20 protein-coding genes and 1 riboswitch are annotated in these 25,289 nt (G+C 35.3%); of the genes, 13 read left to right on the top strand and 7 right to left on the bottom strand.

The genetic code is table 11. The annotated features are described in order from the left end of the window. Positions 1 to 55: 55 nt before the first annotated feature. Positions 56 to 1,687, bottom strand: a complete 1,632-nt coding sequence (locus tag GQS55_RS16265; protein WP_159821488.1) for a sensor histidine kinase — start codon at positions 1,685 to 1,687, stop codon at positions 56 to 58. Positions 1,688 to 1,739: 52 nt separating this feature from the next. Next, positions 1,740 to 2,783, bottom strand: coding sequence for a methyltransferase (locus GQS55_RS16260; protein WP_159821487.1), 1,044 nt, complete (start codon positions 2,781 to 2,783; stop codon positions 1,740 to 1,742). Positions 2,784 to 3,062: 279 nt separating this feature from the next. Continuing rightward, positions 3,063 to 3,306: riboswitch (Lysine riboswitch) on the top strand. A 130-nt stretch (positions 3,307 to 3,436) separates the two neighbouring features. Here GQS55_RS16260 and dapA point away from each other — a divergent pair. The 5 genes from dapA (at position 3,437) to GQS55_RS16235 (ending at position 8,766) form a co-directional block, all read left to right on the top strand. Next, positions 3,437 to 4,411 (top strand): 4-hydroxy-tetrahydrodipicolinate synthase, encoded by a 975-nt coding sequence (gene dapA / locus GQS55_RS16255; protein ID WP_159821486.1) that lies wholly within the window; start codon positions 3,437 to 3,439, stop codon positions 4,409 to 4,411. Beyond that, positions 4,408 to 5,157, top strand: coding sequence for a 2,3,4,5-tetrahydropyridine-2,6-dicarboxylate N-succinyltransferase (locus GQS55_RS16250; protein ID WP_159821485.1), 750 nt, complete (start codon positions 4,408 to 4,410; stop codon positions 5,155 to 5,157). Before dapA ends, GQS55_RS16250 begins: the two co-directional genes overlap by 4 nt. 231 nt (positions 5,158 to 5,388) lie before the next feature. Continuing rightward, positions 5,389 to 6,612, top strand: a complete 1,224-nt coding sequence (locus GQS55_RS16245; protein ID WP_159821484.1) for a PLP-dependent decarboxylase — start codon at positions 5,389 to 5,391, stop codon at positions 6,610 to 6,612. Positions 6,613 to 6,690: 78 nt separating this feature from the next. After that, the gene (locus tag GQS55_RS16240; RefSeq protein ID WP_159822941.1) at positions 6,691 to 7,899 is read left to right on the top strand and encodes a succinylglutamate desuccinylase/aspartoacylase family protein; all 1,209 of its coding nucleotides are present in this window, start codon (positions 6,691 to 6,693) and stop codon (positions 7,897 to 7,899) included. Positions 7,900 to 8,190: 291 nt separating this feature from the next. Further along, on the top strand, positions 8,191 to 8,766 hold the full coding sequence (locus tag GQS55_RS16235; RefSeq protein ID WP_236559675.1) for a class I SAM-dependent methyltransferase: 576 nt from the start codon (positions 8,191 to 8,193) through the stop codon (positions 8,764 to 8,766). Positions 8,767 to 8,879: 113 nt separating this feature from the next. Here the strand turns inward: GQS55_RS16235 and GQS55_RS16230 are convergent, their stop codons facing one another. Next, positions 8,880 to 9,935, bottom strand: a complete 1,056-nt coding sequence (locus GQS55_RS16230; RefSeq protein ID WP_236559674.1) for a GGDEF domain-containing protein — start codon at positions 9,933 to 9,935, stop codon at positions 8,880 to 8,882. A gap of 258 nt (positions 9,936 to 10,193) precedes the next feature. On the opposite strand from GQS55_RS16230, the gene GQS55_RS20190 reads away from it, so the two are divergent. Continuing rightward, the gene (locus GQS55_RS20190) at positions 10,194 to 10,316 is read left to right on the top strand and encodes a hypothetical protein (protein WP_268892410.1); all 123 of its coding nucleotides are present in this window, start codon (positions 10,194 to 10,196) and stop codon (positions 10,314 to 10,316) included. A 32-nt stretch (positions 10,317 to 10,348) separates the two neighbouring features. Here GQS55_RS20190 and GQS55_RS16225 read toward each other — a convergent pair whose 3' ends face one another. Next, the gene (locus tag GQS55_RS16225; protein ID WP_159821483.1) at positions 10,349 to 11,215 is read right to left on the bottom strand and encodes a CvfB family protein; all 867 of its coding nucleotides are present in this window, start codon (positions 11,213 to 11,215) and stop codon (positions 10,349 to 10,351) included. Positions 11,216 to 11,305: 90 nt separating this feature from the next. Continuing rightward, positions 11,306 to 11,761 (bottom strand): tellurite resistance TerB family protein, encoded by a 456-nt coding sequence (locus GQS55_RS16220; RefSeq protein WP_159821482.1) that lies wholly within the window; start codon positions 11,759 to 11,761, stop codon positions 11,306 to 11,308. 346 nt (positions 11,762 to 12,107) lie between these two features. Between GQS55_RS16220 and GQS55_RS16215 the strand changes: the two genes are divergently transcribed. The 4 genes from GQS55_RS16215 (at position 12,108) to GQS55_RS16200 (ending at position 19,662) form a co-directional block, all read left to right on the top strand. Further along, the gene (locus tag GQS55_RS16215) at positions 12,108 to 13,322 is read left to right on the top strand and encodes an efflux RND transporter periplasmic adaptor subunit (RefSeq protein WP_159821481.1); all 1,215 of its coding nucleotides are present in this window, start codon (positions 12,108 to 12,110) and stop codon (positions 13,320 to 13,322) included. A 2-nt stretch (positions 13,323 to 13,324) separates the two neighbouring features. Next, on the top strand, positions 13,325 to 16,528 hold the full coding sequence (locus GQS55_RS16210; RefSeq protein WP_159821480.1) for an efflux RND transporter permease subunit: 3,204 nt from the start codon (positions 13,325 to 13,327) through the stop codon (positions 16,526 to 16,528). Between the two features lie 257 nt (positions 16,529 to 16,785). Beyond that, positions 16,786 to 19,224 carry a reprolysin-like metallopeptidase gene (locus GQS55_RS16205; protein WP_159821479.1) on the top strand — a complete coding sequence of 813 codons (2,439 nt, stop codon included), beginning with the start codon at positions 16,786 to 16,788 and terminating at the stop codon, positions 19,222 to 19,224. A gap of 3 nt (positions 19,225 to 19,227) precedes the next feature. After that, positions 19,228 to 19,662, top strand: coding sequence for a hypothetical protein (locus tag GQS55_RS16200; protein ID WP_159821478.1), 435 nt, complete (start codon positions 19,228 to 19,230; stop codon positions 19,660 to 19,662). An 8-nt stretch (positions 19,663 to 19,670) separates the two neighbouring features. On the opposite strand, the gene GQS55_RS16195 is transcribed toward GQS55_RS16200, so the two are convergent. Then, positions 19,671 to 20,135: a chemotaxis protein CheX gene (locus GQS55_RS16195; RefSeq protein WP_159821477.1), complete on the bottom strand. Its 465-nt coding sequence runs from the start codon at positions 20,133 to 20,135 to the stop codon at positions 19,671 to 19,673. 332 nt (positions 20,136 to 20,467) lie between these two features. Between GQS55_RS16195 and GQS55_RS16190 the strand changes: the two genes are divergently transcribed. The 3 genes from GQS55_RS16190 (at position 20,468) to GQS55_RS16180 (ending at position 24,036) form a co-directional block, all read left to right on the top strand. Continuing rightward, complete coding sequence (locus tag GQS55_RS16190) at positions 20,468 to 21,544, top strand: acyltransferase family protein (RefSeq protein WP_159821476.1); 1,077 nt, start codon at positions 20,468 to 20,470, stop codon at positions 21,542 to 21,544. Positions 21,545 to 21,648: 104 nt separating this feature from the next. Continuing rightward, the gene (locus tag GQS55_RS16185; RefSeq protein WP_159821475.1) at positions 21,649 to 23,028 is read left to right on the top strand and encodes a hypothetical protein; all 1,380 of its coding nucleotides are present in this window, start codon (positions 21,649 to 21,651) and stop codon (positions 23,026 to 23,028) included. A 120-nt stretch (positions 23,029 to 23,148) separates the two neighbouring features. Next, positions 23,149 to 24,036, top strand: a complete 888-nt coding sequence (locus GQS55_RS16180) for a LysR family transcriptional regulator (protein ID WP_159821474.1) — start codon at positions 23,149 to 23,151, stop codon at positions 24,034 to 24,036. Here GQS55_RS16180 and GQS55_RS16175 read toward each other — a convergent pair. After that, a complete protein-coding gene (locus GQS55_RS16175) occupies positions 24,033 to 24,914 on the bottom strand; it encodes a DMT family transporter (RefSeq protein WP_159821473.1) in 882 nt (293 codons plus the stop codon). The genes GQS55_RS16180 and GQS55_RS16175 overlap by 4 nt on opposite strands. Between the last annotated feature and the right edge of the window lie 375 nt (positions 24,915 to 25,289).

The following is a 25,289-nucleotide window of genomic DNA, read 5'->3' as shown; positions in this document are numbered from 1 at the left end:
CATGTTAACTAAGTCTAAATTAAATAACAATTATATTGCAAATTATTACTCTTATTTATTGCTCTGACGAGAGTAAAGCAGGAAAAGTAATATTAAATTTAGTGCCTTCACCTATTTCGCTTTCAAAATCGATATGCCCATTTAACGCTTGAGTCACAATATTAAATACTAAGTGAAGCCCTAAACCGCTAGCACCACTGCCACGTTTAGTTGTGGTAAAAGGAGCAAAAATCTTTGCTTTTACACTTTCATTAATACCAACCCCATTGTCTTTATAGCTGATATGTACTTGATCACTTAGATAGAATACCGATATATTTATTTCACCATCGGGCTTATCTTCAAAACCATGAATAATTGAATTTAAAATAAGGTTAACTAATATTTGGTTAATTTGTCCGGCTTTACTTTCAACAATAAGGTTTTCAGGACAGTTAATAATAAGGTTGATGTGCTGTTCATGTAGCCTCATTTTTAAGGTGATGAATACTTCATCAAGTAAAACTCTAAAATTGAAAATATTTGTCTCAGTGCTAGATTGATCAACCGCTACTTTTTTGAAGCTAGATATGAGTTTTGCTGCACGGTCTAGGTTTCGGTAAATCATTTCTATATTTTCTTCGCCTTGCGTTAGAAACTTTTTCAGCTGACTTGATTTTAAGCTTTTATCTTCAAAAGCTCTTTTTATTTCCATCAGACGGTCATTCATTAATGTTGAAGCCGTAATACCTAAACCAATCGGGGTATTTATTTCGTGGGCAATACCTGCAACCATATCTCCTAGAGAAGCCATTTTCTCAGTTTCGACTAACTGTCCTTGAAATTGATGTAATTTTTCTAGGGTTGAAAGTAATTCCTGATTAGACTCTTTCAAAGCATTCGTTCTAGCCTGTACTTTTTCTGCCAAAATATTATTTTGTAATAACGCTTGTTGGTGTGTGTCATCTTTTTTAGTAATGTGTTTTGACGTTCTATTTAATAAAACATTAATATTTTGGGCTAAGATATCAAACTCAATAAATGGGAGAGATTCAATTCTTTCATCATAGTTTTTACTGTGTGATATTTCTTGTAGTGATTCAACTAAGGTTGTAATCAATTGATTAATTTTAGTTTTAATGTAAGAGGCTAATATTAAAAAGAGGGTTAAACCAAATAAGAAAAATAGAATAGCAGTGAAGGTTAACTCTCTAATAAAATCATGAATATTTTTTTTACTTGCTTGAATGTATAAATAGCCAACAATGTTTTTGTTTTGTTCTATTTCTACAACTAACTCTAAATTATTCTCTTGATTTTTAAGCGTTAACAACTCATTTAATTGATTGATCTTACTTGGAATAGCTGGATGGTAGATGCTTTTATTAAATCCAGTAAAGTAAGTTGTTTCAGTACTCCCTTTTTTATAAATATGAATATAATTAATGTAGTCAGCTGTTACGAGTTTCTTTAGGTTAGCGTTTGCTTTCTTTTCTGCACCTTTGGTATTGTCCACTAAATAGGTAACATTTGCCTGAGCTAAAGATTTGGCCCAAGCACGCGTATATTTTTCTAACTTTAATTCTTCTTGAGTTTCTACAATATAAATAATACTGGTTAGAATAACGATCAACACGAAAGAAGCGACGCCCAAAATACTGGCGAATATAAATTTTCGATTAGATATTAATTTGTTTTTTGTTTTCATGGCATAACAATCGCTGAAAAAAATATATTTATCAAGTCGGGTTGGCCATTAATTATTTTTTGCAGTGGTAAATGTTAAATCCCTGCTTACTGATTAATCGCTTTGTTGTACCAATATGCTCATGCATTATTGGTAAGTACTGTAAAAAACTATTAGCAACTATGGTGATGTCTCCACGGGGAATAATGTGAGACTTAATTCCCCTTAAAAAATCTTCACTCGCTTGATAGCTGGTTTTTGTTCCTTGATGAAAGGGAGGATTTGAGACTATATGTTGATACTTTCCTGCTACGTTAGATAAACTATTTGAAGCAAAAACATTACCCGACAAATTATTTAACGCCAGTGTTCTTTGGGCTGATGTTATTGCTAAGGCGCTTACATCAAGTAAGTCTAATTGGGTAGATTCAAATTTCTTGCCAATGAAACAGCTAATAACTCCGGCACCACAACCAAAATCTAACACCTTTCCTTGCATAGACTGAGGCAAGTTATCTAATAATAATGCGGTGCCGACATCAAGTTTTTTCTGACTAAAAACACCCGGTAATGAAGCGATAGTAAGCGATATATTGTTAATATTAATTTGATAGGTTTTAAACCAGTCTTCGATATTGAAATTCTTATTTAGATTTTCAGCGTTAACTATACCGGCAAAAATTAAACAATGACGCGCAGCATCAACTTTTTGACAACCCTGTAGAAAATTCTCAGTCAATTTGGGGCTAGACTGTATGCCACCTTTTTTCTCTCCCACTAAAATAACTTTAGCATTGTCGCTTAAATAAGGTGCAATCATCGCAAAAGTAAAGGCAAGTTCATCTTTACTTTTAGGAAAGTTAATAATGACTAAATCGTGTTCTAGTGCCGTTTTATATTCACTATTAAAACTGGTGTTAATCTGGCTATTATATTTATTCTTTATTGCTTCATAATCAAAAAAATTAGTATTGTGACAACTTATTTTTGCATTCGGATTGTCGAGTAAATAGTTTTCAATAAAGCCATCTGCCATTAAGTTAATAAATAAAGGTGTTTTAGCTGATAACAGTTCACTATTGCGTACTAGTATTTGGCTGATGTTTGAAGTTGACATAAAGATAATTAACAGTGAATAAGATAGAAGATAGTATTCTACTGTATTCGATGTTTTTTCTATAGTCTGAATATTTCGATATTGACAGAAAAGCGATAACAATGTTTAAATAGCGCCGTCCCTAATTCTGACTTTTGATTTTATATCAGAAGTTCACCTCTAAATTATTGATATTTTAGCTAAACCATCACGGTATATGTCAGCAGCGTTTATATTTTATAAATGATGACGACGATTGGTGATGGCAATACAGGCAAAGTATTAAGAATGATGAGGTAAGGGGCCAGAAGAGGAGCGTTAACCAGGTAGTTATTATTGCAATGTCATTTGCACAGAGATCAAAATCTGATAATAGTAATGAGGGGGATTAGCGCCGAGATAAGTATTTGTTTGATAAAACACTTATCGGTTGTTTACCTTAGTTTATTGCCAAGGTTTAAGGGCTGAATCCCGACAACTGTCACTGATATTGACCTACCTTAATATAGGGTAGGTTATAATTGAGTGGAGAGCTTCTGGTCTTTGCATAAAAGCCAATAATATCCTTAATATGAAGGTTGTTATACTCAGCTCTTTTTTGTGAATACCTTAAAGCTCTCCGAACTAATTTGTATTGCGCCTAGGCCAATACAAAAATTATGAGTTCGAGAGCAATGAATACACAATTACCTACAAATATAAATTCCCAGTCTATTGGTACCACAAGCGTTGATGCTTGTTCTTTATGGACAGCTTTAGTGACGCCATTCTTAGAAAACAATCAAATTGACTTTACTAGCCTAGAAAAAATCGCGATAGCACAAGCTGACGCAGGTAACGGCATATTGTTACTTGGTAGCACAGGTGAAGGTTTAGCGTTAACCCGCGATGAGCAGATGAGTATTGTTGAGTTTGTTTGTAATCTACAGCTTAATACACCGTTAATGGTTGCTGTTGGCGGCTCTAATTTACCAGAACAAATCAACTGGGTTAAATACTGCAACACGTTACCTATTGATAGCTTTTTGCTTGGAACCCCACTTTATGCCAAGCCTGGTGTAGTTGGTCAAACTCAATGGTTTAAAGCGCTACTAGATACCGCAAATTTTCCCTGTATGTTATATAACGTGCCTTCTCGTAGTGGCGTGGAAATTCCCGTTGAAACCTTACAAAATTTGCAAAATCATCCAAATTTCTGGGCAATGAAAGAGGCGAGTGGCGATTTAAATAAATTTCTTAATTACCGTGAACAATGCCCAGAAGTAGCACTTTACAGTGGTGAAGATGCCATGTTGCCGTATCTAGTACCAGCAGGTGCTAAAGGTTTAGTCTCGGTCTGCGCTAATGCATGGCCTCAAGCAACACAAACGTATGTTCAACTATGTTTAGTTGGGCAAACCAACACTATGTTTCCATTATGGAACAGGGCTGTAGCAGCACTATTTTGTGTTGCCAATCCAATCCCAGTCAAAATGTTAATGCAGCAGCAACAAAATATTAAAACACCGATATTGCGAGCGCCATTAACACACCTTGAATTAACCGATAATACAGAGTTATTGGCATTTGATGAAAAAATTAACCAATGGTTAGTGCAAGCTAATCAATCTTCTTTTATAAATACACATGAAAATAGGAATATCGCATGAATTGGCAAGATGTAATAGCACAATTAGAAACTGGTGCACTACGCGCAGCAACTCAAGATGAAAACGGTAATTGGCATGCCAATGTTGAAGTAAAACAAGGTATTTTAGCTGCATTTAAAGCGGGTGAAAACATTGCTTTTGGTGATAACTATTTAGGCTTTGTTGATAAACATAATTTACCTGCTCGTCAGTTTACACCTGAGGATGGTGTTCGTTTAGTACCGGGTGGTTCATCTGTACGTGCTGGTGCTCATGTTGCTAAAGGCGTAATTATTATGCCACCAGCTTATATCAATGTTGGTGCATTTGTTGATACGGGTACTATGGTTGATAGCCATGCTCTAATTGGCTCATGTGCTCAAATTGGTAAAAATGTTCATGTTTCAGCTGCGGTTCAAATTGGTGGTGTATTAGAGCCAATCGGTGCTAGCCCAGTAATTATTGAAGATAATGCTTTCTTGAGTGCCGGTGTTGTTATTGTTGAAGGTATTGTAGTGAAAAAAGGCGCTGTACTAGCACCAGGTGTTTCATTATCTAAATCAGTACCAGTATATGATTGTGTTAATGAAGTGATGCGTGAAAAAGGCGCTGAAATTCCAGAAAATGCTATTGTTGTTCCGGGCACTCGCCCTGTAAAAGGAGATTGGGCGCAAGCACAAGGCTTGAACATGGCATGTGCTTTGATCGTTAAGTATCGTGATGAACAAAGTGATGCGGCATTAGAGTTAGAATCTATCCTTCGTTAATTGTTCAACTTGTTGCTGTATAGCTCAAGTTAAGCGTTAAAGTACTTATAAGTTCTTGGGAAAACATTTGAATTTTCAAAGAATGGGCTAAACGCTTAAGGATAAAAAGCACGGAATATTGATGATGATCAATTCCGTGTTTTTGCTTTTAACTTGAAATATACAGCTTAAAGCTAGATTATTAATAATAATGAATTGAAACTTACATTGTAATAAATGAATTGAAATATTATGACTAAACCCACTTGGTTCGACACCAATATTGAAAGTACTTTGTTAGCCCATCAATCACCAGAAGATGAACAAGGCTATTTTGTCTATCAATTAGATACGTTAAAAAAACACCTTGCGACATTGCAGCAACAAGATGTGATTAAGCTTTGGTTTGCTGTTAAAGCTAATCCTTTATCTAAAGTTATTCAAACATTAGATAGTGAAGGGTTTGATTTTGATGTTGCTAGCACCGGTGAGTTATCACAAGTATTAGCACAAGGTGTGAATCCTAGCCGTATTTTGAATACAGGTCCGGCTAAATCTAAAAAACAACTTGATGCTTTTGTTAAAAAAGGTGTCGGTACTTTTGTGATTGAAAGCTTAAATCAACTGAACTGGCTTAATGAAGTTGTTAAGGAGCAGTCAGGTAGTGAAAAACCAACCGTATTACTACGTGTACAATTACAGTGGCCTGATGGTGAGAAAAACCCATTAGGTGGTAATAGCTTAACGCCTTTTGGTTTGTCGGTAGAAGAATGGCAAAACATTAAAGTAAGTGACTATCCCGAATTAAATATTTGTGGTTTACATATTTTTCAGTGGGGCAATATGCTCAGTAACGAAAAAATGTATTCCTTATGGGGACAAATGGTTAAGCCTCTCACTGAACTTGCCAACGATATTGGTATGAAGCTAAAAATTCTTGATTTAGGTGGTGGCTTAGGTATCGATTATCTTGGCGAAGGTAAAACGCTAGCATGGCAGCAAATTATTTCTGATTTAGCCGATATTAAAGCCAAAGCTGGCGTTGACGAGCTTTGGTTAGAGCTTGGTCGTTTTGCTGTCGCTGAATGTGGTTATTATGTTGTTCCGGTAATTGATAAAAAAACTAATTATGGTCAAGAGCAATTAGTATTGGCAGCAGGTATTAATCACCTTATTCGCCCAGCAATAACGGATCAACCTTTTCCTGTTACCTTGCTTCGTCAGTCGAATGAACCAAGTCAGAATTTTGATTTACATGGACCACTTTGTACGAGTATGGATAAACTTGGCCACTTATCTTTACCAGAAGACGTTAAGGTCGGTGATGAATTAGTTTTTGGCTATTGTGGTGCTTACGGATTTACTGAAAGCATGCCGTTTTTCTTATGTCACCAACTGGCGGCGGAATATGTAATTCAAGAAAATAAATTAGTTGAAGTTAGACCTGCGAAACCTGCGAGTTCATACCTTGCATAGTATTCGAGTAGTATTCGAGTAGTATTCGAGTAATGTTCGCGTAGTTTTGCCTATACCGATTAAGAAATGAGATAAATGATGAATACCTTCAAAAAAAGTATTATGCACGTTGGGGAAATGGCTAGTGGCGCTAAGTTAACTGTGCCCGTTTATTCGTTTGAAAGTGAAAAAAGTGATACGCATTCTGATATAACAGATACCGCACCTAATGTTTATATTCAAGCCAATATGCATGGAGCTGAAGTGCAAGGTAATGCCGTTATTTTTCAGTTGCTTGAATTATTAAAACACTGCAAGATTCAAAGCGATATTACCTTAGTTCCTTACGCTAACCCTGTCGCTTGTAACCATAAGAATGGTGAATATACTTTAGGTCGATTTGACCCTATAACAGGGGTGAACTGGAATAGAATGTATCACTTTGATGAATCAATTATAGCGCCTTTCGCTCAGCAAAATATTGATGCGAGTGAAGATGAAATCAGAGTAGCGTTTGAAAAATTATTAATCGATCAAATTGAACAAAAGTTAGATCATAATATTTGGGGGCTAACTACTGGCCAACGTATTGCTTATCAATTGCAACGTATGGCACATCAAGCTGACATAGTGCTTGATTTGCATACCGGTCCTATTTCAAGTAAACATTTATATTGCCCTGAATACGCTAAAGCAAGTGCTAACTATTTTGATATTCCTCATACCCTTTTTATTCCTAATGATTTCGATGGCGCAATGGATGAAGCGACTTTTTGTCCTTGGTGGTGTTTGCAAGAAGCCTACAAACAGTTAGATAGAAACTTTGTTATGGGCGAGGGGGCCTTCGCCAAAGAAAGCTTTACTGTAGAGTTAGGCTCTCAAGAACAAATTGATTTAGACGTAGCGCATCAAGACGCATTAGGTATTTTAAGTTATTTACAATATAAAGGTGTTATTGCGATTAGTAATGATCTAGAAATTACTTCTGAAGATGTACCGTTGCAAAAAGCTAAGTCATTAGGGTACCAACCTCAAGAAATGACGCGTTTCGCTTGTTATTTAAAAGACTACAAAGCGTTATACTCTCCGATGGGCGGTATGGTAGATTATTTGGCAGAATTTGGTAAACCTCTGCCCGCAGGCTCACCTTTAGTACGTATTTTAAGAATGGATAATTACGGTGATGGTAATCCATTACATAATGTTATTCTTGATAAAGAAGTACTTCCTATTTTACATTTCGCTTCTGCAAGTGTGAATCAAGGGACAGAACTTTATAAAGTTTTTACCAATTACTTTGAAATATAATATTATACCAATTCCAATAAGTTTCTTCTCACTCAGCGAGAGTTAAAAGGTTTAGAGGCAAGGCATTGATTGAAGAGAATGGTTATTCCCTTGTCAAAATCAATAACGCGGCATATAGACCTTTTAGACTCGCCCTTTGGGAGCTTTCCAGTGATATGATAACCGCACAGAATTTCTTTCATATAGAATAACTATAGGTAAAAAATTCTATTTGTTCTCAAACCACTGGCAAGCTCTGAGTGGCAACTAACTTAATGGACTTGGTATTAACGCGACTGCTGGAATTTAGGTTTGAAACATTCATCATTAATAGATAAATACTTATTGTCATCGCAGTTGCTAACGTTTGATAGTAAAGCGCAGGTACTCGATCTTGCCTGTGGTGAAGGACGAAATGGTCTGCATGTATTTGAGAATGATATTAATGTTGTTTTTGCTGACATTAATGGTGAATCACTAAAAAAGGTTGAGCAGTCAGTTATTCGTTTACAGCTAAATAAACAAAAGCTAGCGCAATATTGGCAAGTAGATTTTGAGCAAGACCATTTTGATCAAGGTAACGATAAACCATTAAAGGCAGACACCTTTGCCGCTATTATGGTTTTTCGTTACTTACATCGTCCGCTGATGACGCAGATTAAAGCTGCTATAAAACCAGGGGGCATGATTATTTATGAAACCTTCACAGAAGAACAAGCAAAGTTAGGCAGGCCTAAAAACCCTAATTTTTTATTGAAGCCTAATGAACTACTTGAAATTTTTGCTGATTGGAAAATACTGCATAGCTTTGAAGGAAAAGCTTCTTCTGCACAAGATAGCCATATGAAGCAAGCTATAGCACAAATTGTTGCTATTAAACCTGAATGATTTTAAAACTACGCACTAAGTTAAGACCAGTCACTAAGTTAAGACAAGACAGTAATTAAAAGTTAGGTATATAAACCTTAGATTCAAAATTTATATACCAATATATCGGTAGTTTATAGTTTAGGAAAAACTTGATTTCTGCCGGTATCCTTAGCTTTATACAATTGTTTATCTGCGCTATTGATCACTTCATCAATACTTCTAGTTCCATCGAATTGCTCAATACCCATACTAGCAGTCACTTTAATTTCTTTATCTTGATAATAACTAATATGATTTTGTATTTGAACTCTAATTTTTTCGGCAACAACATTGGCATTGGCAGCTGTTGTTTGCGGCAAAATAAATAAAAATTCTTCTCCGCCCCAACGTGCAATAGAGTCTTGCTCTCTCATATTAACCGTAAATATTTTTGTTAGCGCTGTTAAAATGGTATCGCCAGCATTATGACCATATAGATCATTCACTTTTTTAAAATGATCTATGTCACATAAAACAATAGATAACGGATCTTCTTTACGTGCTATTCGTGCTTGTTCTTGTTGTAAAATAGCAAGGGCACCACGACGATTTGATAGCTGAGTTAAGGGATCAAAATTAGCGAGTTGTTGATACTTTTCACTTAACCTTAATGCTCCCTTATATGAACGTTCTCTAGAGTATTCATACAATGCAGAGAGAGCTGTCACGGTTAAAAATGAGTATAATAAACGTAACTTAAACTCAAAACTGTATGGGGGATTAGTAATAAGTTCTGTTGGCATAAACATTATAATACTAATAACAACAACGAACATCGCAAGATTGACTAAGCCATATTTTAAACCTTGGATGAATAATGAAATAGGGGGAATAACAAATATCCATAAAGGTCCAGATAGAGATACCCCTCCAGTATAAACAAGGTAAAACATCAATGAATAAAGTGAATATAGAACAATCGCGGAGCTAAATATCGAATTATCAAACTTTTTATAAATATAGTAGCCGATAAAACATAACAAACTAGCGCTAAATAAAGTAACAGCTAAGATAAAGGTTTGATTGAATAATGCAATAATCCCCATAGTGGTAAGAATTAACACACCAACCAAGGAAAATACAGCAATTACATGAGGTTGATATAATTCATCATCAGATTTTTTATTTTTTTTATATGACTTTTGCAAGAGTTTTATCTTATTTTTAGCATATTAAATATCAGTTTATAAATAAGCATATCAGTTTTTTTAAAACATAATAACTATCTATTTCATTAAATATGGAATGAATATAAGGCTAAATTTACTATTGATCATTTATGCTGAGTAAGTTTATTTTGATATATCACTGATTGTTATAGTTGATATAGATCAAAAAAAACTTTTTTTTCGTATTATTAGTCGTTAGACTACGCCTGTTTTTTTCCTATCAAGGGTGTCCTCAAAATGTCACAGAATGAAGATTTTAAAGATAGTACAGGCTTAGGTCTGCTTTCGTTACTTTTAGTAGCGTTTATTGCACTTCCTTTACTGCCTATGCTTACGGGCTGGTTTACAATGTTACGTTAAATTGTAAAGATGAAAGTAGTCAAAAGGATTGACTACTTCAATCTAATCCCATCTTTTTCTATCGTTAATTTACCGTTTTTCAGCAAATTACCAACGGTAGCTTTGAATGTCTTTTTACTTACCCCAAGCGTTCTCTGAATTAACTCAGGCGCACTTTTGTCGTGCAGTGGTAGAAAACCATTATTCTTTTGTAAAGCTTCAATAAGCTTATCAGCAAAGCTCTTTACTGTATTTTTACTACCACGGGTTAAAATAAGATCTAAACGACCATCTTCACGAACTTGCTTGATGTAGCCATCTATTTTTTTACCAATACGTAATGGTTGAAAAATTTCATTGTCGTATAGTAAACCCCAATGTAAATTATTCACTATTGCTTTAAAGCCTAGGTCGGTTTTTCCGCCTATAATTAATTTTACCTTGTCACCTTGTTGATACTCGGCGGGCCAAATATCAATAAATTTATCAAGTTTACTCGATGCTGCAACACGGTCTGTGCGTTGATCAAGAAAAATACGCACTAAGTAATACTTTCCAACTTCCATTTCAGTATGTTGTTGATTATAAGGAACAAGTAAATCCTTCGGTAAGCCCCAGTCTAAAAAGGCGCCCATTTTATTAACCTGCACGACCTTTAGGGAAACAAACTCACCTACTTGTCCAAGTACTTTTTCAGTGGTTGCTGAAATACGTTCTGCGGAATCTAAATAAATGAAAACATTAATGCTATTGCCAATTTTACAATCACTTGGTACATGTCGGTTAGGGAGTAATATTTCACCTAAATCTCCACCATCTAAGTAAACCCCGCTTGAGGTTACTGCAACAACAGTAAGTGTATTGTATTTTCCTATTTCAACATGAGATGAGTTGGAAGTTTGTTCAGTTGAATCTGTCATTAAAAATGCCGTTATAAGTAGGAAAAATATTTATGAGTATAATAACTGATTCTCTTACGCATTAATAAATTATTTTGACTGTAAATGCATTCACTTTGCGATTTGTTCAGCTGCAATTTTAGTCGCAATATATTCATTGTGTCTCAAATGAAGCAAATCAGCAATTTTTCGAATAATATGTTCTTCAATACTTGCTAGTTCCCCGTCAGCATATGCAACCTGCCATAATAACGATACTATTTTGATCCTCTCATCTAAAGAATAATGTTGATTTAATTTCGAGGTAAATTGATAAAAATCACTAGCATTTTCACTTAACACAAAAGCTTGTTCTAAAACCGTTTCTACTTCTTGATCGTTTAGGTTGAACTGCTTAATTAAAATGTTGGTCAAGATATCTTGTTCACTTTCGGTAAAAACACCATCAGCGCGCATTACTTCACAAAGTAATACAGCAGATGAAATCTCGATAGAAATTTGACACTTAGCCTTGTTATCTTCTGTATCTAGTAAGTTATTAAAGAAATCGGTTATTTTATTAAACATGATTAATCCTTTGGTACAAAAGTGGTTAATTTAACAGGTATTGTTTGTGAAAAGTTAAAAAGTGGCGAAATAAGCCAATGAATGATTTTAATATTAAGTTTAAGGTACTTTTATTTAAAAATATCTTCTTGAAATTTTGATGTAATCACTTGATAAATAAGTAGTAAATTTAAATTTATGTTATTTTATGGTTTGTTTTACAAATAGGCGTGTTTTTTGTAATAAACAGTTACAAGTTTGGTTAATTTCGTTATACCATATTCGTTATTATTCATTCAAATAATCAGATTATTGATATTAATTTTCTGTATAAAATAATAAAACTATATTTAAAAGGGATTAAACAGTGGCTCGTAAGAAACAAATTATTATACCTATTGCCATTTTAGCTATTGGAATTGGTGCTTTTATTGGTTTTTCAAGCATGAAAAAGCCACCAGAAGAAAAAGCTGAAGTTGATAATAGACCAATTGTTGCAGTAGAAAATATTACTGTAATGCCAATGACACTAGAAGTAAGCTCTTATGGTGTTGTAAAACCAAAATATGAGACCACTATTGTTGCACAGGTTAGCGGAGAAGTTGTTGAGTTAAGTGATAAATTCGTTCGTGGAGGCCTGGTCAAAAAAGGTCAACTTCTGGCGCGTATTGATCCTAACGATTATCATGCTGCTCTTATTGATGCTCAGGCAAATATGGCCTCTGCACGTGCGGCATTAGAAACAGAAGTGGCACAAGGTAAAGTTGCTGAACAAGAATGGCAACAGATAACTGATACGTCACCGACTGAGCTTAGTTTACGTAAGCCACAACTTGCACAAGAGTTAGCGAATGTAAAATCTGCACAAGCAGCTATTTTGCGTGCAGAACGAAATTTACAACGTACAGAAGTCAGAGCACCTTATGACGCTATGATTAATAGCCGAACTATTGGTTTAGGTTCTTTTGTTGGCGTGGGTAGTGAAATAGGAATGTTGTTAGGTTCCGCTATCGCAGAAGTTCGTCTACCTGTTGCTGATAACCAGTTACAATTTTTAATTGATCAAGGGTTAAAATCAACCGTTAATTTATCGGGCACATTTGCGGGCGAAGAATTGCAATGGCAAGCAGAAATAGTGAGAAGTGAAGGGGTTGTTGATGATAATAGCCGGATGACTTATCTAGTAGCCGAAATTAAAGATCCCTACTATTTAAATCATAGCAATACAGCGCATGATCTGCCGCTACGTTTTGGCTCTTATGTTAAAGCCAAAATTTTGGGTATGACCATTGAAAATGCGAGTGTTGTTCCTCAATATTTAGTCGATAATAACCAAGTGGCTCTTTTAGATAGTGAATCTGAACTTCATTACGCTGTTGTTAATGTTATTCGCCAAGAAGGTGGCAATGTCGTCATCAATAAGGGCTTACTTGACGGTGATCAGTTGATTACTTCTTCGTTGGATTACCCGGTTGAAGGAATGAAGTTAGCATTAATAAATGAAGAGGAAGCTCAAAATGATGACGTTGCCACTTCGCTAGAAACAGCTGAAGTTGTTATCAATGAAAATGAAGGAGAGTAAGTATGAATTCTCTTTCAGAAAGTAATGAAAAGACAGAGAAGAAATCGAAAAAAATTGATGAATCTATTGATACTAATACCGGTATTATTGCTTGGTTTGCTCGTAATAGTATAGCGGCTAACTTGTTAATGTTTTTTATTTTAATTGGTGGTTTTCTAACCATGAAAACCATTGACAAGCAAATGTTTCCACAAGTAAAAATCAACTGGGTTTCCTATGTTGCGCAATATCCTGGCGCAGCCCCGCAAGAGGTAGAAGAAGGTATTACCATTAAGATCGAGGAGGCACTGAAAACAGTGCAAGGTCTTAAACGTGTAATTACTTACTCTAACAGAAATTTTTCCAATGGTTTTTTTGAAGTAGAGCTCGATTACGATCCTCAAGTGGTACTTGAAGAAATTAAATCAGCGATTGATTCCATTTCAAGTTTCCCTGATGGCATGGAACGCATTAAAGTTGAAAGAGAAAAATTTCGCCAAGAGGTAATGTATCTTAGTTTGTATGGTGATTTAACGAATAGTGAATTAAAAGAACTAGGGCGTAAAATTCATCATGAAATTCAACAGTTACCTAAAATAAATATTTCTGAAATTTATAGTGGCTTAGATTACGAGATTTCTGTTGAAGTCAGTAAGGACAAACTGAGAGAGTATGGTTTAAGTTTTGTCGATGTAGCCAATGCTGTACGTGGCTCATCTCGAAATATGTCCGCTGGACAAATTCGTGCCGAAAATGGTTATATAAACCTTAGGGTAGAAAATCAAGCTTATCGTGGTCATGAGTTTGAACAAATCCCTATTATTGCATTGGCTGATGGTACTAAAATATTATTAGGGGATGTTGCTACAGTGATTGATGGCTTTGAAGAAGGCATTCAATACTCTAAGTTTAATGGTAAGAATTCAGTTACCTTGTTTATTGGTGCTGCAGACAATCAAAGTATTACTGATGTTGCTCAAGTAATTAATAGTTATGTAAAGAACAAAGACAGTGTTTTACCAAAAGGTGTGAAGTTAGAGACATGGGTTGATATGACCTACTACCTTGAAGGCCGTTTAAACATGATGTTAAGCAACATGGAAAGCGGCGCGGTATTAGTCTTTATTATGCTAGCACTGTTCTTACGTGTACGTTTAGCTTTCTGGGTAATGATGGGACTACCTGTGTGTTTCCTAGGTACCTTGCTAGTTATGCCAATGGAGTTTGTTGGTGTCACTATTAATATTATTAGCTTGTTTGCTTTTATTCTTGTACTCGGGATAGTTGTTGATGATGCGATTGTCATGGGGGAAAGTGCGCATGATGAAATAGAAGAGCATGGGCATTCCACTGAAAATGTTATTCGCGGTATTAAGCGTGTAGCTATGCCAGCTACCTTTGGGGTGTTAACTACTATTGCGGTATTTGTGCCTTTCCTTTTTGGAGAAGGACCTTCATCGGCATTCGGTAAAGCTATTGGTGCGGTAGTTGTGCTTTGTTTAATTTTTTCTCTTATCGAATCAAAACTCATTTTACCTGCGCATTTAGTTAAAATGAAAACAAAGAAATTTAATCCTAAAAATCCGCTAGATAGGCTTCGTCGTTGGATTGATATTAAATTAAAAGCTTTTATTGACACTATGTATCGACCAGCATTAACAATTTGTATTGAATATCGTTATGCGGTCTTAATGTTTTTTATTAGCTTAATGTTATTAAGTGCCGGTTTATTTGGTGGTGGTTTTGTTCGATATGTCGGCCAACCTCAAATCCCACATGATTTTCCTAGTGTTAGTATTGAAATGAACGTAGATGCTGCTGAGAAATCTACATTGGAAGTATTGTTGAATATTGAACGTATTCTCTATGCAGTTGATGATGATATTCAAGCGCAGTATGGCAGTTCAATGATTGCTGATATGCAGGTTGATTTACGTAGCCGTACCAGTGGTAATGTGATGATTAAGTTAGTTATTCCAAAAGAAAGGGCGATGAATACTTTTGAATTAGCTGATTTATGGCGAAAAGCTATTCCTGATTACCCTGGCGTTAAATCGTTATCGATCAGTGATAATTTATTTGGCGGTGGTCGTGATGATGGCGATGTTGCTTTTAAATTAGAAAGTACTGACGATGCACAATTACTAGCAGCAGCCAATGACTTAAAAATGAAGCTTAACTCGTTAAAAGGTGTTGGTGATGTTAATGATTCTCGCCAGACAAGTGCTAAAGAAGTTCAATTAGAGCTTAAACCTTTAGCTTATAGTTTAGGGTTAACCTTAGCTGAAGTAGCGTCACAAGTTAGCTATAGTTTTTATGGTCTTGAAGCACAACGTATTTTACGTGACAGTGAAGAGATAAAAGTGATGGTACGTTATCCTCTTGATCAACGTAGTAGTATTGGCCATGTTGATGATGTGATGATTCAAACGTCTAGCGGCGCTGAGTTACCACTATCTGAGCTTGCTGAAATATCCTTAACTGATGGTGTTACGCTTATTCGTCGTGAAGGTGGTAATCGTACGATTAATGTTTGGGCGAGTGTTGACTCTGAGCAAGTTGAACCATTTGAAATAGCCAAGGATATTCGCGATAACTATATTCCTCAACTATTAAGGCAGTATCCGCATATTCAAAGTGAGCTATCGGGAAGTATTCAGGAAGAAATGGATAGCGCAGATGATCAATTCAGAGACTTTATGATTTCGTTGATGGTTATCTTCTCTTTACTTGCCATTCCATTAAAATCTTACTCGCAAGCGTGCATGATTATGGTGGTTATTCCTTTTGGTGTTATTGGTGCTGTATTCGGACACTTTATGCTCGGAATGGATTTAAGTGCATTATCTATTATGGGGATTTTAGCGGCATCAGGAGTTGTAGTTAATGATTCATTGGTGATGGTTGATTATGTTAATAATGCGCGCAAACGTGGAGAGCGTTTAAAAGACGCTGTTATTCATGCTGGTACTAAGCGCTTTAGAGCAATAATGCTAACCTCTTTAACAACGTTTATTGGTTTAGTGCCTATTATCTTTTTTGAAACCAGTGCACAAGCGCAAATTGTTATTCCAATGGCGGTATCGTTGTCATTTGGTGTTCTTTTTGCCACGGTGGTTACGTTAGTCTTTATTCCAAGCTTATACGTGATTATTGAAGATTTACGCGGTGTTTTCAGCCGTAAAAAGAAACAAGAACTAGCTAATAACCCGATAGAGCAGACTTAAAAAAGGGGCAACTTGTGTAAATGCTTTTATAAGTTGTTTTTTACTCTCTATTAGCGAACTTTAAAGTAAAGCCACTGCATTGTCAGTGGCTTTTTTGTTCTATACTCGTTAGTCTTAGCTAATAGGTTAAAATCTTAATTAATTATATCAAGCGTTAATTAAGCCACAGTGGCAAGAAGATGAAATCTCGTCGTATTCTTTTCCAACTAATAATATCTTTTGATGAAAAATAACTATTTTACTATCGAGTGGCCAGTATGAATTTACAGAAAAAAGCAAAATCATTGAAAAAGGTTACTTTTGGGTGCGTATTAGCATTATGTACACAAAGTGTATTTTCAGTATCGATTTATGCTCAAGAACTTACAGTGAAAGCTAAACGAATTTTTCATCAAGATACTACTTCAGGCTTATTAACGCTCAATACACCTGAACTACAAACCGCTTTATTTAGCAGTGAAAAAACGATAGTGATAGCTTTGCCATTACCAAACGGATCACTCGTTAATTTTGAATTAACATCAGAAAGTGTCATGTCTGAGGGACTTGCTAAAAAATATCCTAATATTAGAACATTTTCGGGAGTATCTGTTGATAACACAAATAATACCGGTCGATTTGATACTACGCCTAATGGCTTTCATGGCATGTTTTATTATAACGGAGAGCGTGTTTTCGTTGAGCCTGAAAATACTTATATTGAAGTGAAATCAGATCAGTCTTTAGCAAAAAGTAAATCATCAGCAATAACCTCAGCAAACGTTTCACCTTTAAAAATGAAACGCGTTTTTAATACGACCAACACTAAATATACAAGTTACTTTAAAGAAAACAGCCGAACAAAAGATAAAAAAGCACTTACCTTTCATCAGCCAAAAAATATTACGCAGTTATCTACTGCTTTGGAAAACTTATTACGAAATAAAGTGAATAAAGAAGAAGATGCTATCGACACGGAAAGTGTATTAACAACGTATCGTATTGCTATATCTGCAGCGGCAGAATATACCGAATTTAATGGTGGTACCGTTGACAGCACTATGGCTGAAATTATCACTTTAGTTAACCGGTTAAATCAAATTTATCAACATGATTTAGCGATAAAATTAGAGTTAGTAGAAAACAACGATTTATTAATTTTTACCGATGCAGAAACAGACCCGTTTAATAATGACAGTGAGGATGGGGGATTAAATACAGGTATTATTAATAGTATTATCGGCACTGATAATTATGATATAGGTCATGTACTTAATACTGATGGTGGTGGTTTAGCTGTGCTTGGTGCTGTTTGTCATCCCGTATATAAAGGTGATGGCGTTACTGGTGATTTTGCTCCTACCAACGATGCCTTTTATATCGACTATGTTGCTCATGAGATAGGTCATCAATTTGGGGCAGAACATAGTTTTAATGGTACTGCTGGGGCTTGTTTAGGAAATCGTGTATCGCAGTCTGCTTATGAAGTGGGCAGCGGCTCAACCATTATGTCCTATGCTGGAATTTGTGATGATCAAAATTTACAGTCGCATTCTGATGCATTTTTTCATACAAGGTCAATCGATCAAATTCATTCATATTTAGAGAGTAGCATTGGTGATAACTGTGGCATTGCTGCTACTGATAGTAATAATGCCGCTATTGTTGACGCTGGTTTGGACTATACTATTCCAGCTCGTACACCATTTAAATTATCAGGCACTGCAACGGATGTGGATGGTGATGAATTAAGTTATAGCTGGCAACAATTTGATTTAGGGGAAAAGAGCGCTTCGCTTGCAGAGCAAGTTGACGATGGAATACGCCCCTTATTCCGTGCTTTTCTACCAAATAATAATACTACTCGATATTTTCCACAGTTATCTGACGTGCTTACGAACACTAATACTATTGGCGAATCATTGCCAACAACAAACAGAGACCTTAACTTTCGTTTGATGGTTTTTGATCAAAAAGGCGGTGTTAGTTTTGATGAGGCCAAACTTACGGTAGTTGACTCAGGAGAAGCCTTTTCTCTGAATACTCCTTTAGCAGGGGATGTATGGACAGAAAGGGATAGTAATATAAGCTGGCAGATTGCTGGGACTAATACCTTACCCGTTAGTTGTACTGCGGTTGATGTTTTACTTTCTAAGAATAATGGTGAAAGCTTTGATATTGAGCTCGCTAATAATATAACGAATAACGGTAATGCTACTTTATCAATAGAGCGTTTTTGTCCGCATGACCTTAATACCGTAGAGGCTCGCGTTAAACTTGTTTGTAGTGATAATATTTTTTATGCTATTAATAATGGGACCTTTAGTATTAATAAAGCCCTGAGTGCTAAGGATATTGAGATTACTAGTCAGCAGTCTATATCGCTTGTTCAAGGCGAGAGCATTGAATTAACCAATGCATTATTTACTTATGCATGTGAAGCAGCAGATTCAATAACAATTCAGGGAGGTGATAATTATACTTTCTTAGAGCAAACGGTTACGCCTAATAGTGATTTTTCTGGTGAACTTTTAGTGTCTGTTATTATTAATAAAGATAATGTGAGTACTTCCTCACAGGTAGTTAATCTTACTGTTGAAGCAAAGCCTATCCCTGAACCAGTCACTACCGATAAGAAGTCATCTGGTAGTATGTATTGGTCATTATTTATATTATTAACTTTTACGTTACTGTGGCGTCAAAAAAAGGAGCTATAACAAGTGAAATTTATTACCTTAATTCTATCCATAGGGCTTTGTGCTGGCTGTACAAATCAAGCTATCATTGATAACACTGCAACAACAGATACAAACTTAAACGAAACTATGCAAGAAAGTAATAAGGAAGGTAGTCAGATACAAGAGCGCACAATTGAAAATACTGATCAAGGAAGGTTAAATAAAGCGCTAGCATTAGCGATAGAAAATAAAGATTATCGTTTACTTACAACGTCAACAAGAAGTATCAATATTCCAGGGGTACCCCCTAAGGATTATCAAGCAATGATTGCCTTATGTGGGAAAAAATATAATGCGAACACGGGGGATGTTATTACCTCAGAAGAGCAGAGATTAGCGCGTAAAAAAGAGATGATTTTTATGCGCCAATACAATGAGAAAATAATAACTATTTGTCAGGAAAAGAGTAGTAAATAACCAGCTACTTATTCATCAAAAGAAAATTCTATGTAGGCTTTACCAAGTTCACCTCGTAAAGCAATAACTACAATAGGTCCTTTGGATTTATGATGGATGCTATGGTTTTTTCCAGAAACAACAATGGGCGTTGCCATATCAAATTCAAAGCCTTTTTCACTAAGTAAACGCTTCGCGCCACCGGTAACCATATTAGTGATTTCACCCACTAAATCTGTTATTTCGTCGTTTATCTCATCGGGTGCTTCACCAACCATCCCTTTCATTGTTGCTAGTGCCAAAGGAGCATCAAATGTAATAGATAGAGAGCCTTTGGCTTCAGGACTGATCATACCTATTAATCCTGATACATCACCCATGGAGGTTTCACCTTTTTTTAACTTCGGCTTTTCTGGAATTAACTCCATGTGGGCCATTGTTGACATTACATTAAGCATTGATGATAAAAATGGGTTAATAAACTCTACTCTCATGTAGCTTTCACGCCTTGGTTATTTGCAATATATTGATTTTGCACACTTCTGAAACAAATGTAAATCAAACGGCACTATTTATTTACCTTAATTGGCTATTCAGCAGAAATAGTAACCATTTTTTGTAATTGATAATTTTTGATTGGTTCAAGGTAAATCTACTTTGGAGTATTGCTAATGAACGTAAAAAGTACGATGTAGAGTGTTCAAGAGCACTAAAATTAGAATCGATTTTAATTAGCCAAAACAATATGGATCATTTACATTAGTAAAATGATAGCGTTGTCATTTTGCGCAAGTTTTTTATTTTTAACGACCTTTGGATTTGATTTATGACTCGATATCTTGCTCTTGATGCCTTTAGAGGTATAACGATTGCTTTAATGATTTTAGTGAACACGCCAGGAACTTGGGGGCATGTTTATGCTCCTCTTTTACATGCAAACTGGCATGGTGCAACGCCTACAGATTTAGTTTTTCCTTTTTTCCTGTTTATCATTGGTTCAGCGATGTTCTTTTCTTTTAAAAAGAGTAACTTTACTGCTAACCCTGAACAGTTCTTAAAGATCGTTAAACGTGGTTTTATCATGTTTTTCATTGGTTTTATGTTAAATGTAATTCCTTTTGATACGGCGTTTGAAGATCTACGGATCATGGGGGTATTACAACGGATTGGCATAGCGTATGTGATTGCAGCAAGTTTAGTACTACTATTAAATCGACGTGGTATTTTTATTATTTCAGGAATTATTTTACTTGCCTACTGGGGCTTATTGGTAAGCGTAGGAGAAACAGGATTAACGTTAGAAGGCAATATCATTCGCCAGTTCGATTTAGCTACCTTAGGTGCTAATCATATGTATACGATGCGTGGCGTCAGTTTTGATCCGGAAGGACTGCTTAGCACTATTCCTGCGGTAGTAAATATGTTGTTAGGGTTTGAACTAACGCGTTATTTAATCAGTATTAAAGAGAAAAAATCGAGTGTTATTAAACTTATTATTATCGGTAGTCTTGCCATAGTACTCGGCGCTTTGTGGAGTATCGTACTTCCTATTAATAAGCCATTATGGACCAGTTCATACGTTATCTATACTACCGGGTTTGCATGCCTTCTATTGGCGCTATTTATTTGGTTGATTGATATCAAAGGTCATAAAAAATTAGTGTCACCATTACTTGTATATGGCACAAACCCTTTATTTGTTTATGTATTGTCATTTGTATTTGTAACGACTTATTTAATTATACCTGTTGGAGATAGTAGTTTATATCGTTGGTTATATGAACAATATAAACTTATTGCTGAACCCACATTAGCGTCATTTTTGTTTGCATTGTCGCATGTGATTTTATTTTGGTTCGTGTCGTTAAAGCTTTATCAACATAATATATTTATTAAAATCTAAGTTTTGAATTAAGCCTTTGCTTTATCTGAAGTATTAAGGTTAGTATGATTTAAATAGAAGGAATAAAATTTTAGTTATCTTATTACCAATAGAAGTATTTAAGCGTGAAGAAAATTAAACTATCTCAAGATGAGAATTTATCTATTAAAATAAGTCATCAGTTGTCGCCACAGGCGTTACAGCGTATTGATCTTTATTTTTCATTACCTGTTGAAATGGGGATAAGTCCAAGCACCTTAAACGCTGAAGATTATTTTTATAGCAATATTTCAAGCCTTAGTGCTTATCATTCAGATAAAGTGCATCTTCCTTTAGTGCGAAGTCGCTTTATTAGTCAGCGCTTTGAAGGCGAAGATGATGACCAAAGTGACTATCGTTTAAACCTAAATTTATACTCTTATCAGTTAAAAATAGCGCTTGATACCGACATAAAGCAAACCTTGAAATTAAAAACTGCCGAAGAGTTCTATCCTGCGGCTATAGAATTAGCAGACCAAATAGCTGGCCTAGTGAAAAAACTACGTCGCTATACACCATCAGATACTAAATTAAGTTCATTTTTTGAAAATGCTGATAACTACTTAAGTTGGCATATTGAACAGTCATTCCTAAAGTTATTATCCAAAGGCCCCAAAAGCAGTGATTTTACGACTGAACGAGAGTTCTTACTCGCTTTTTGTCGAGGAGAAAACACTTACCGTATTGAATGCAAATATAATTCTCAAGTAACACTTGATGATCCTAATCGTATTACTAATAAAATGAGATTGTTGCAGCGTTTAATTGAATATGGTGTCGTATTTCAAAAGAAAACGCGTTACTTAGATTTACATTTAAAACGTTTAGTTAGAGGTACTGTTACTGCTGTGATTATGGCGTTTGTTATGGTGTTAGTACTTAATGCTCGTTCAAGTTTTACTGAAGTAACCGTTGCCTTAATTACCTTTTTAGGAGTTATTTATGGCTTACGAGAAACTTTTAAGGAAGATGTAACCAGTTTAATTTGGCGTAAAATTCAAAAAGGACGGCCCAAGTGGCAAAATTTATTTCGTCATAGTGTTAATCAAAAACGCATTTTAAGCCAGATATTATGGCTAGAATATATCAATACCAAAGACCTACCTAAAGGAGTAAACGAGTTATTCCAACAGCGTCGACAACAAAATAAACAAGCGGCACGTTTGCTACATTTTCGGTGTGATAATAAAGTACTTTCTAAAGAGTTTTTGCCCGGCTTTGATGAAATCCAACAGCAAGTGTTTTTTAATTTAACTCCATTTGTTCGTTTTTTGAAAAAAGGGGCTGGTCGCTTATATAATTTAGAAGGACAAAAAATATCAAGCCAAGCCGTTGAACGTCGATATCAAATTAACCTTATTCTTCGTAATGTCGATCATGACGGTGAGAATATCCAGCGATTTAAAATTACTTTAAACCGTAGTGAAATTGTGAATATTGAGGCTATATCGGGATCAGATACCTAAAAATGGGTTAATTCATGTCATCAGTTTTTTAGGCTAGCTAATAATTTTAAATAATAGTTTTAGATAATAGTTTTAGCAAAAAAATTAATGTAGTAATAAAGGTAATGGTAATAGGTCGTAATGAAAGCTAATTATTCTCTTGATGATTTACGCTGTTTTTGTGCTGTAGCAAAACTAGCTAGTTTTAAAGGTGCAGCAATTAACCTAAACATGCCGTTATCAACGCTAAGTCGTCGAATAAGACAACTAGAATCCGATTTGCAGTTAAGGCTATTAAACCGAGATGCACACCGTGTAACGTTAACGCATACCGGCGAACAATACTTCTTACGCTCTAATGCATTGTTTGATGAACTCGATGATATTGATAACGATCTGCATAAAGATAAGCATCAAGCCAAAGGTAAAATTAGGGTCACAGCACCTATCTATTCAGGTACACAATTCTTACGACCAATTTTTTATGACTTCTTGCAGAAAAACCCAGAAATTCAATTGGACTTACGTTTTTCAAACAAGCTAATTGATATAGAAGAACAGGGCATTGATGTCGCTTTTAGAATGGGTAACCCTGCGCTTGAAAACTGGATTGTGAGACCACTTAAATATACCCATAATATTTTATGTGCTCATGCTGACTACTTTTCTGATGATATTACGCATCCTGAGCAGTTATCTAATCACGCCACTATCCTCAGTTTTCCTTTGGTGCCATGGCGATTAGAAAATCAAGAAACAGATGAAGAATTTGATTATCATCCAAACCAATCTGTCCGTTTAGAAGTAGATGAAATTCAAATGGTGACACATGCAGTTAAAGCTGGATTAGGCATTAGTTATTTACCTGACTATTTAGCCGTACCTTTAATTGAAACGGGTGAAATAAAACGCATACTCCCCCAGTGGCAAAGTAAAGACCGGGCGTTCTCTATGCTTTATCGCGACAGAAACAATATGCCACTAAGAGTAAGGTTATTTATTGAATACGTTTTACAGAATTTTCATTAAGCTTTATTTCTACCAATAATGACCGTTGCTATGCCACCTAAAACGAGGGCGCAAGCAATAATTAACCGCATAGTTACGGATTCAGATAAAAAGATAACACCACCAATCGACGCAATAACAGGCACAGATAATTGTACTACTGCGGCTTCTGTAGCCGATAAACCTGCTAAAGCAATATACCAAAGTGTGTAACCTAATGCTGACGCAACTGCACCAGACAATACTGCTAAAATAATACCTTCAGTAGAAATTTGTATATGAGGGTACATTGCCAGTGCTAGTAATAAAACAAACGGAATAGTGTAGCTAAAGTTAACTGAAGTATCTTTTAGTGGGGTAATTGAGCCTCGACCGGTTAGTGTATATATTGCCCAAGCAATACCTGATACTCCCATTAACACAAAGCCAAATACGCTAGGTGTTGTGACTGTTGGATAAATTAAATAGGCTAAACCAGAAAAAGAAATGATTATGCCGATCCATTCGGTTTTGTGTAATTTACTGCCTGAGACGATACTCGCAATTATCATGGTAAGCTGAACCGCACCAAATAATACTAAAGCGCCAGTGCCTGTATCCAAAGAAACATAGGCAAATGAAAAAGTTATGGCGTATGTAAATAACATTAGAGCAGCTTTCCAGCTACCTCCCTTCTTATTCTGTCTATCATTTTGTTTTTTTGATTTTAAATTCAATAAAGTAAATAAAACGAATAACATGATCGCACCAGATACTAGGCGAATTGCTGTAAAGCTTGAGGCATCAATAGCGCTATCTTTTAAAGCCATTCGCCCTAAAACTGAATTCGCAGCAAAGGCGATTAACGCTGCTAACGTATACCCAATGGTTTTAAGGTTTTTATCTGAGATCTTATTCAACTGAATACCTACTTATTATAATTTTTTTTACTGAGGTTCAGATTAACTTTTTTGTCATCAGACTACCATATCCTTTTGTATGTAACTTATGTAGAAATAATTTTATCATGCAGCATTAATGAAAATATTTGTAATCCGATGAATGTCAAAGGTAGCCTGTTTAAGAAAATAAGTTGTACTTTTAGTTATCCCTTGATGAAATTATAAATTAGCTTTTTAATTTCTCTTTAGAATTTAATAGTATAATTAAATTGTTAGGCATAATATTGAAATAGGGCCTGGTGATTAATTGATTTTTTAAACATCAAAATGTAAAGGCTGTAAATTACTTTGAAGTGTTAACTATAGCTTCAAGTATTTATATCTAACTTTACT

The sequence above is a fragment of the Colwellia sp. 20A7 genome (assembly GCF_009832865.1).
Taxonomy (GTDB): domain Bacteria; phylum Pseudomonadota; class Gammaproteobacteria; order Enterobacterales; family Alteromonadaceae; genus Colwellia.
Note: the sequence above shows the minus strand (reverse complement) of the source record. Positions and strands in the feature narration are given on the sequence as shown.

Coding starts and splice junctions, on each gene's coding strand:
- GQS55_RS16265 (WP_159821488.1), bottom strand. CDS start 1,687: ATGAAAACAAAAAACAAATTAATATCTAATCGAAAATTTATATTCGCC.
- GQS55_RS16260 (WP_159821487.1), bottom strand. CDS start 2,783: ATGTCAACTTCAAACATCAGCCAAATACTAGTACGCAATAGTGAACTG.
- dapA (WP_159821486.1), top strand. CDS start 3,437: ATGAATACACAATTACCTACAAATATAAATTCCCAGTCTATTGGTACC.
- GQS55_RS16250 (WP_159821485.1), top strand. CDS start 4,408: ATGAATTGGCAAGATGTAATAGCACAATTAGAAACTGGTGCACTACGC.
- GQS55_RS16245 (WP_159821484.1), top strand. CDS start 5,389: ATGACTAAACCCACTTGGTTCGACACCAATATTGAAAGTACTTTGTTA.
- GQS55_RS16240 (WP_159822941.1), top strand. CDS start 6,691: ATGAATACCTTCAAAAAAAGTATTATGCACGTTGGGGAAATGGCTAGT.
- GQS55_RS20190 (WP_268892410.1), top strand. CDS start 10,194: ATGTCACAGAATGAAGATTTTAAAGATAGTACAGGCTTAGGTCTGCTT.
- GQS55_RS16225 (WP_159821483.1), bottom strand. CDS start 11,215: ATGACAGATTCAACTGAACAAACTTCCAACTCATCTCATGTTGAAATA.
- GQS55_RS16220 (WP_159821482.1), bottom strand. CDS start 11,761: ATGTTTAATAAAATAACCGATTTCTTTAATAACTTACTAGATACAGAA.
- GQS55_RS16210 (WP_159821480.1), top strand. CDS start 13,325: ATGAATTCTCTTTCAGAAAGTAATGAAAAGACAGAGAAGAAATCGAAA.
- GQS55_RS16205 (WP_159821479.1), top strand. CDS start 16,786: ATGAATTTACAGAAAAAAGCAAAATCATTGAAAAAGGTTACTTTTGGG.
- GQS55_RS16195 (WP_159821477.1), bottom strand. CDS start 20,135: ATGAGAGTAGAGTTTATTAACCCATTTTTATCATCAATGCTTAATGTA.
- GQS55_RS16190 (WP_159821476.1), top strand. CDS start 20,468: ATGACTCGATATCTTGCTCTTGATGCCTTTAGAGGTATAACGATTGCT.
- GQS55_RS16180 (WP_159821474.1), top strand. CDS start 23,149: ATGAAAGCTAATTATTCTCTTGATGATTTACGCTGTTTTTGTGCTGTA.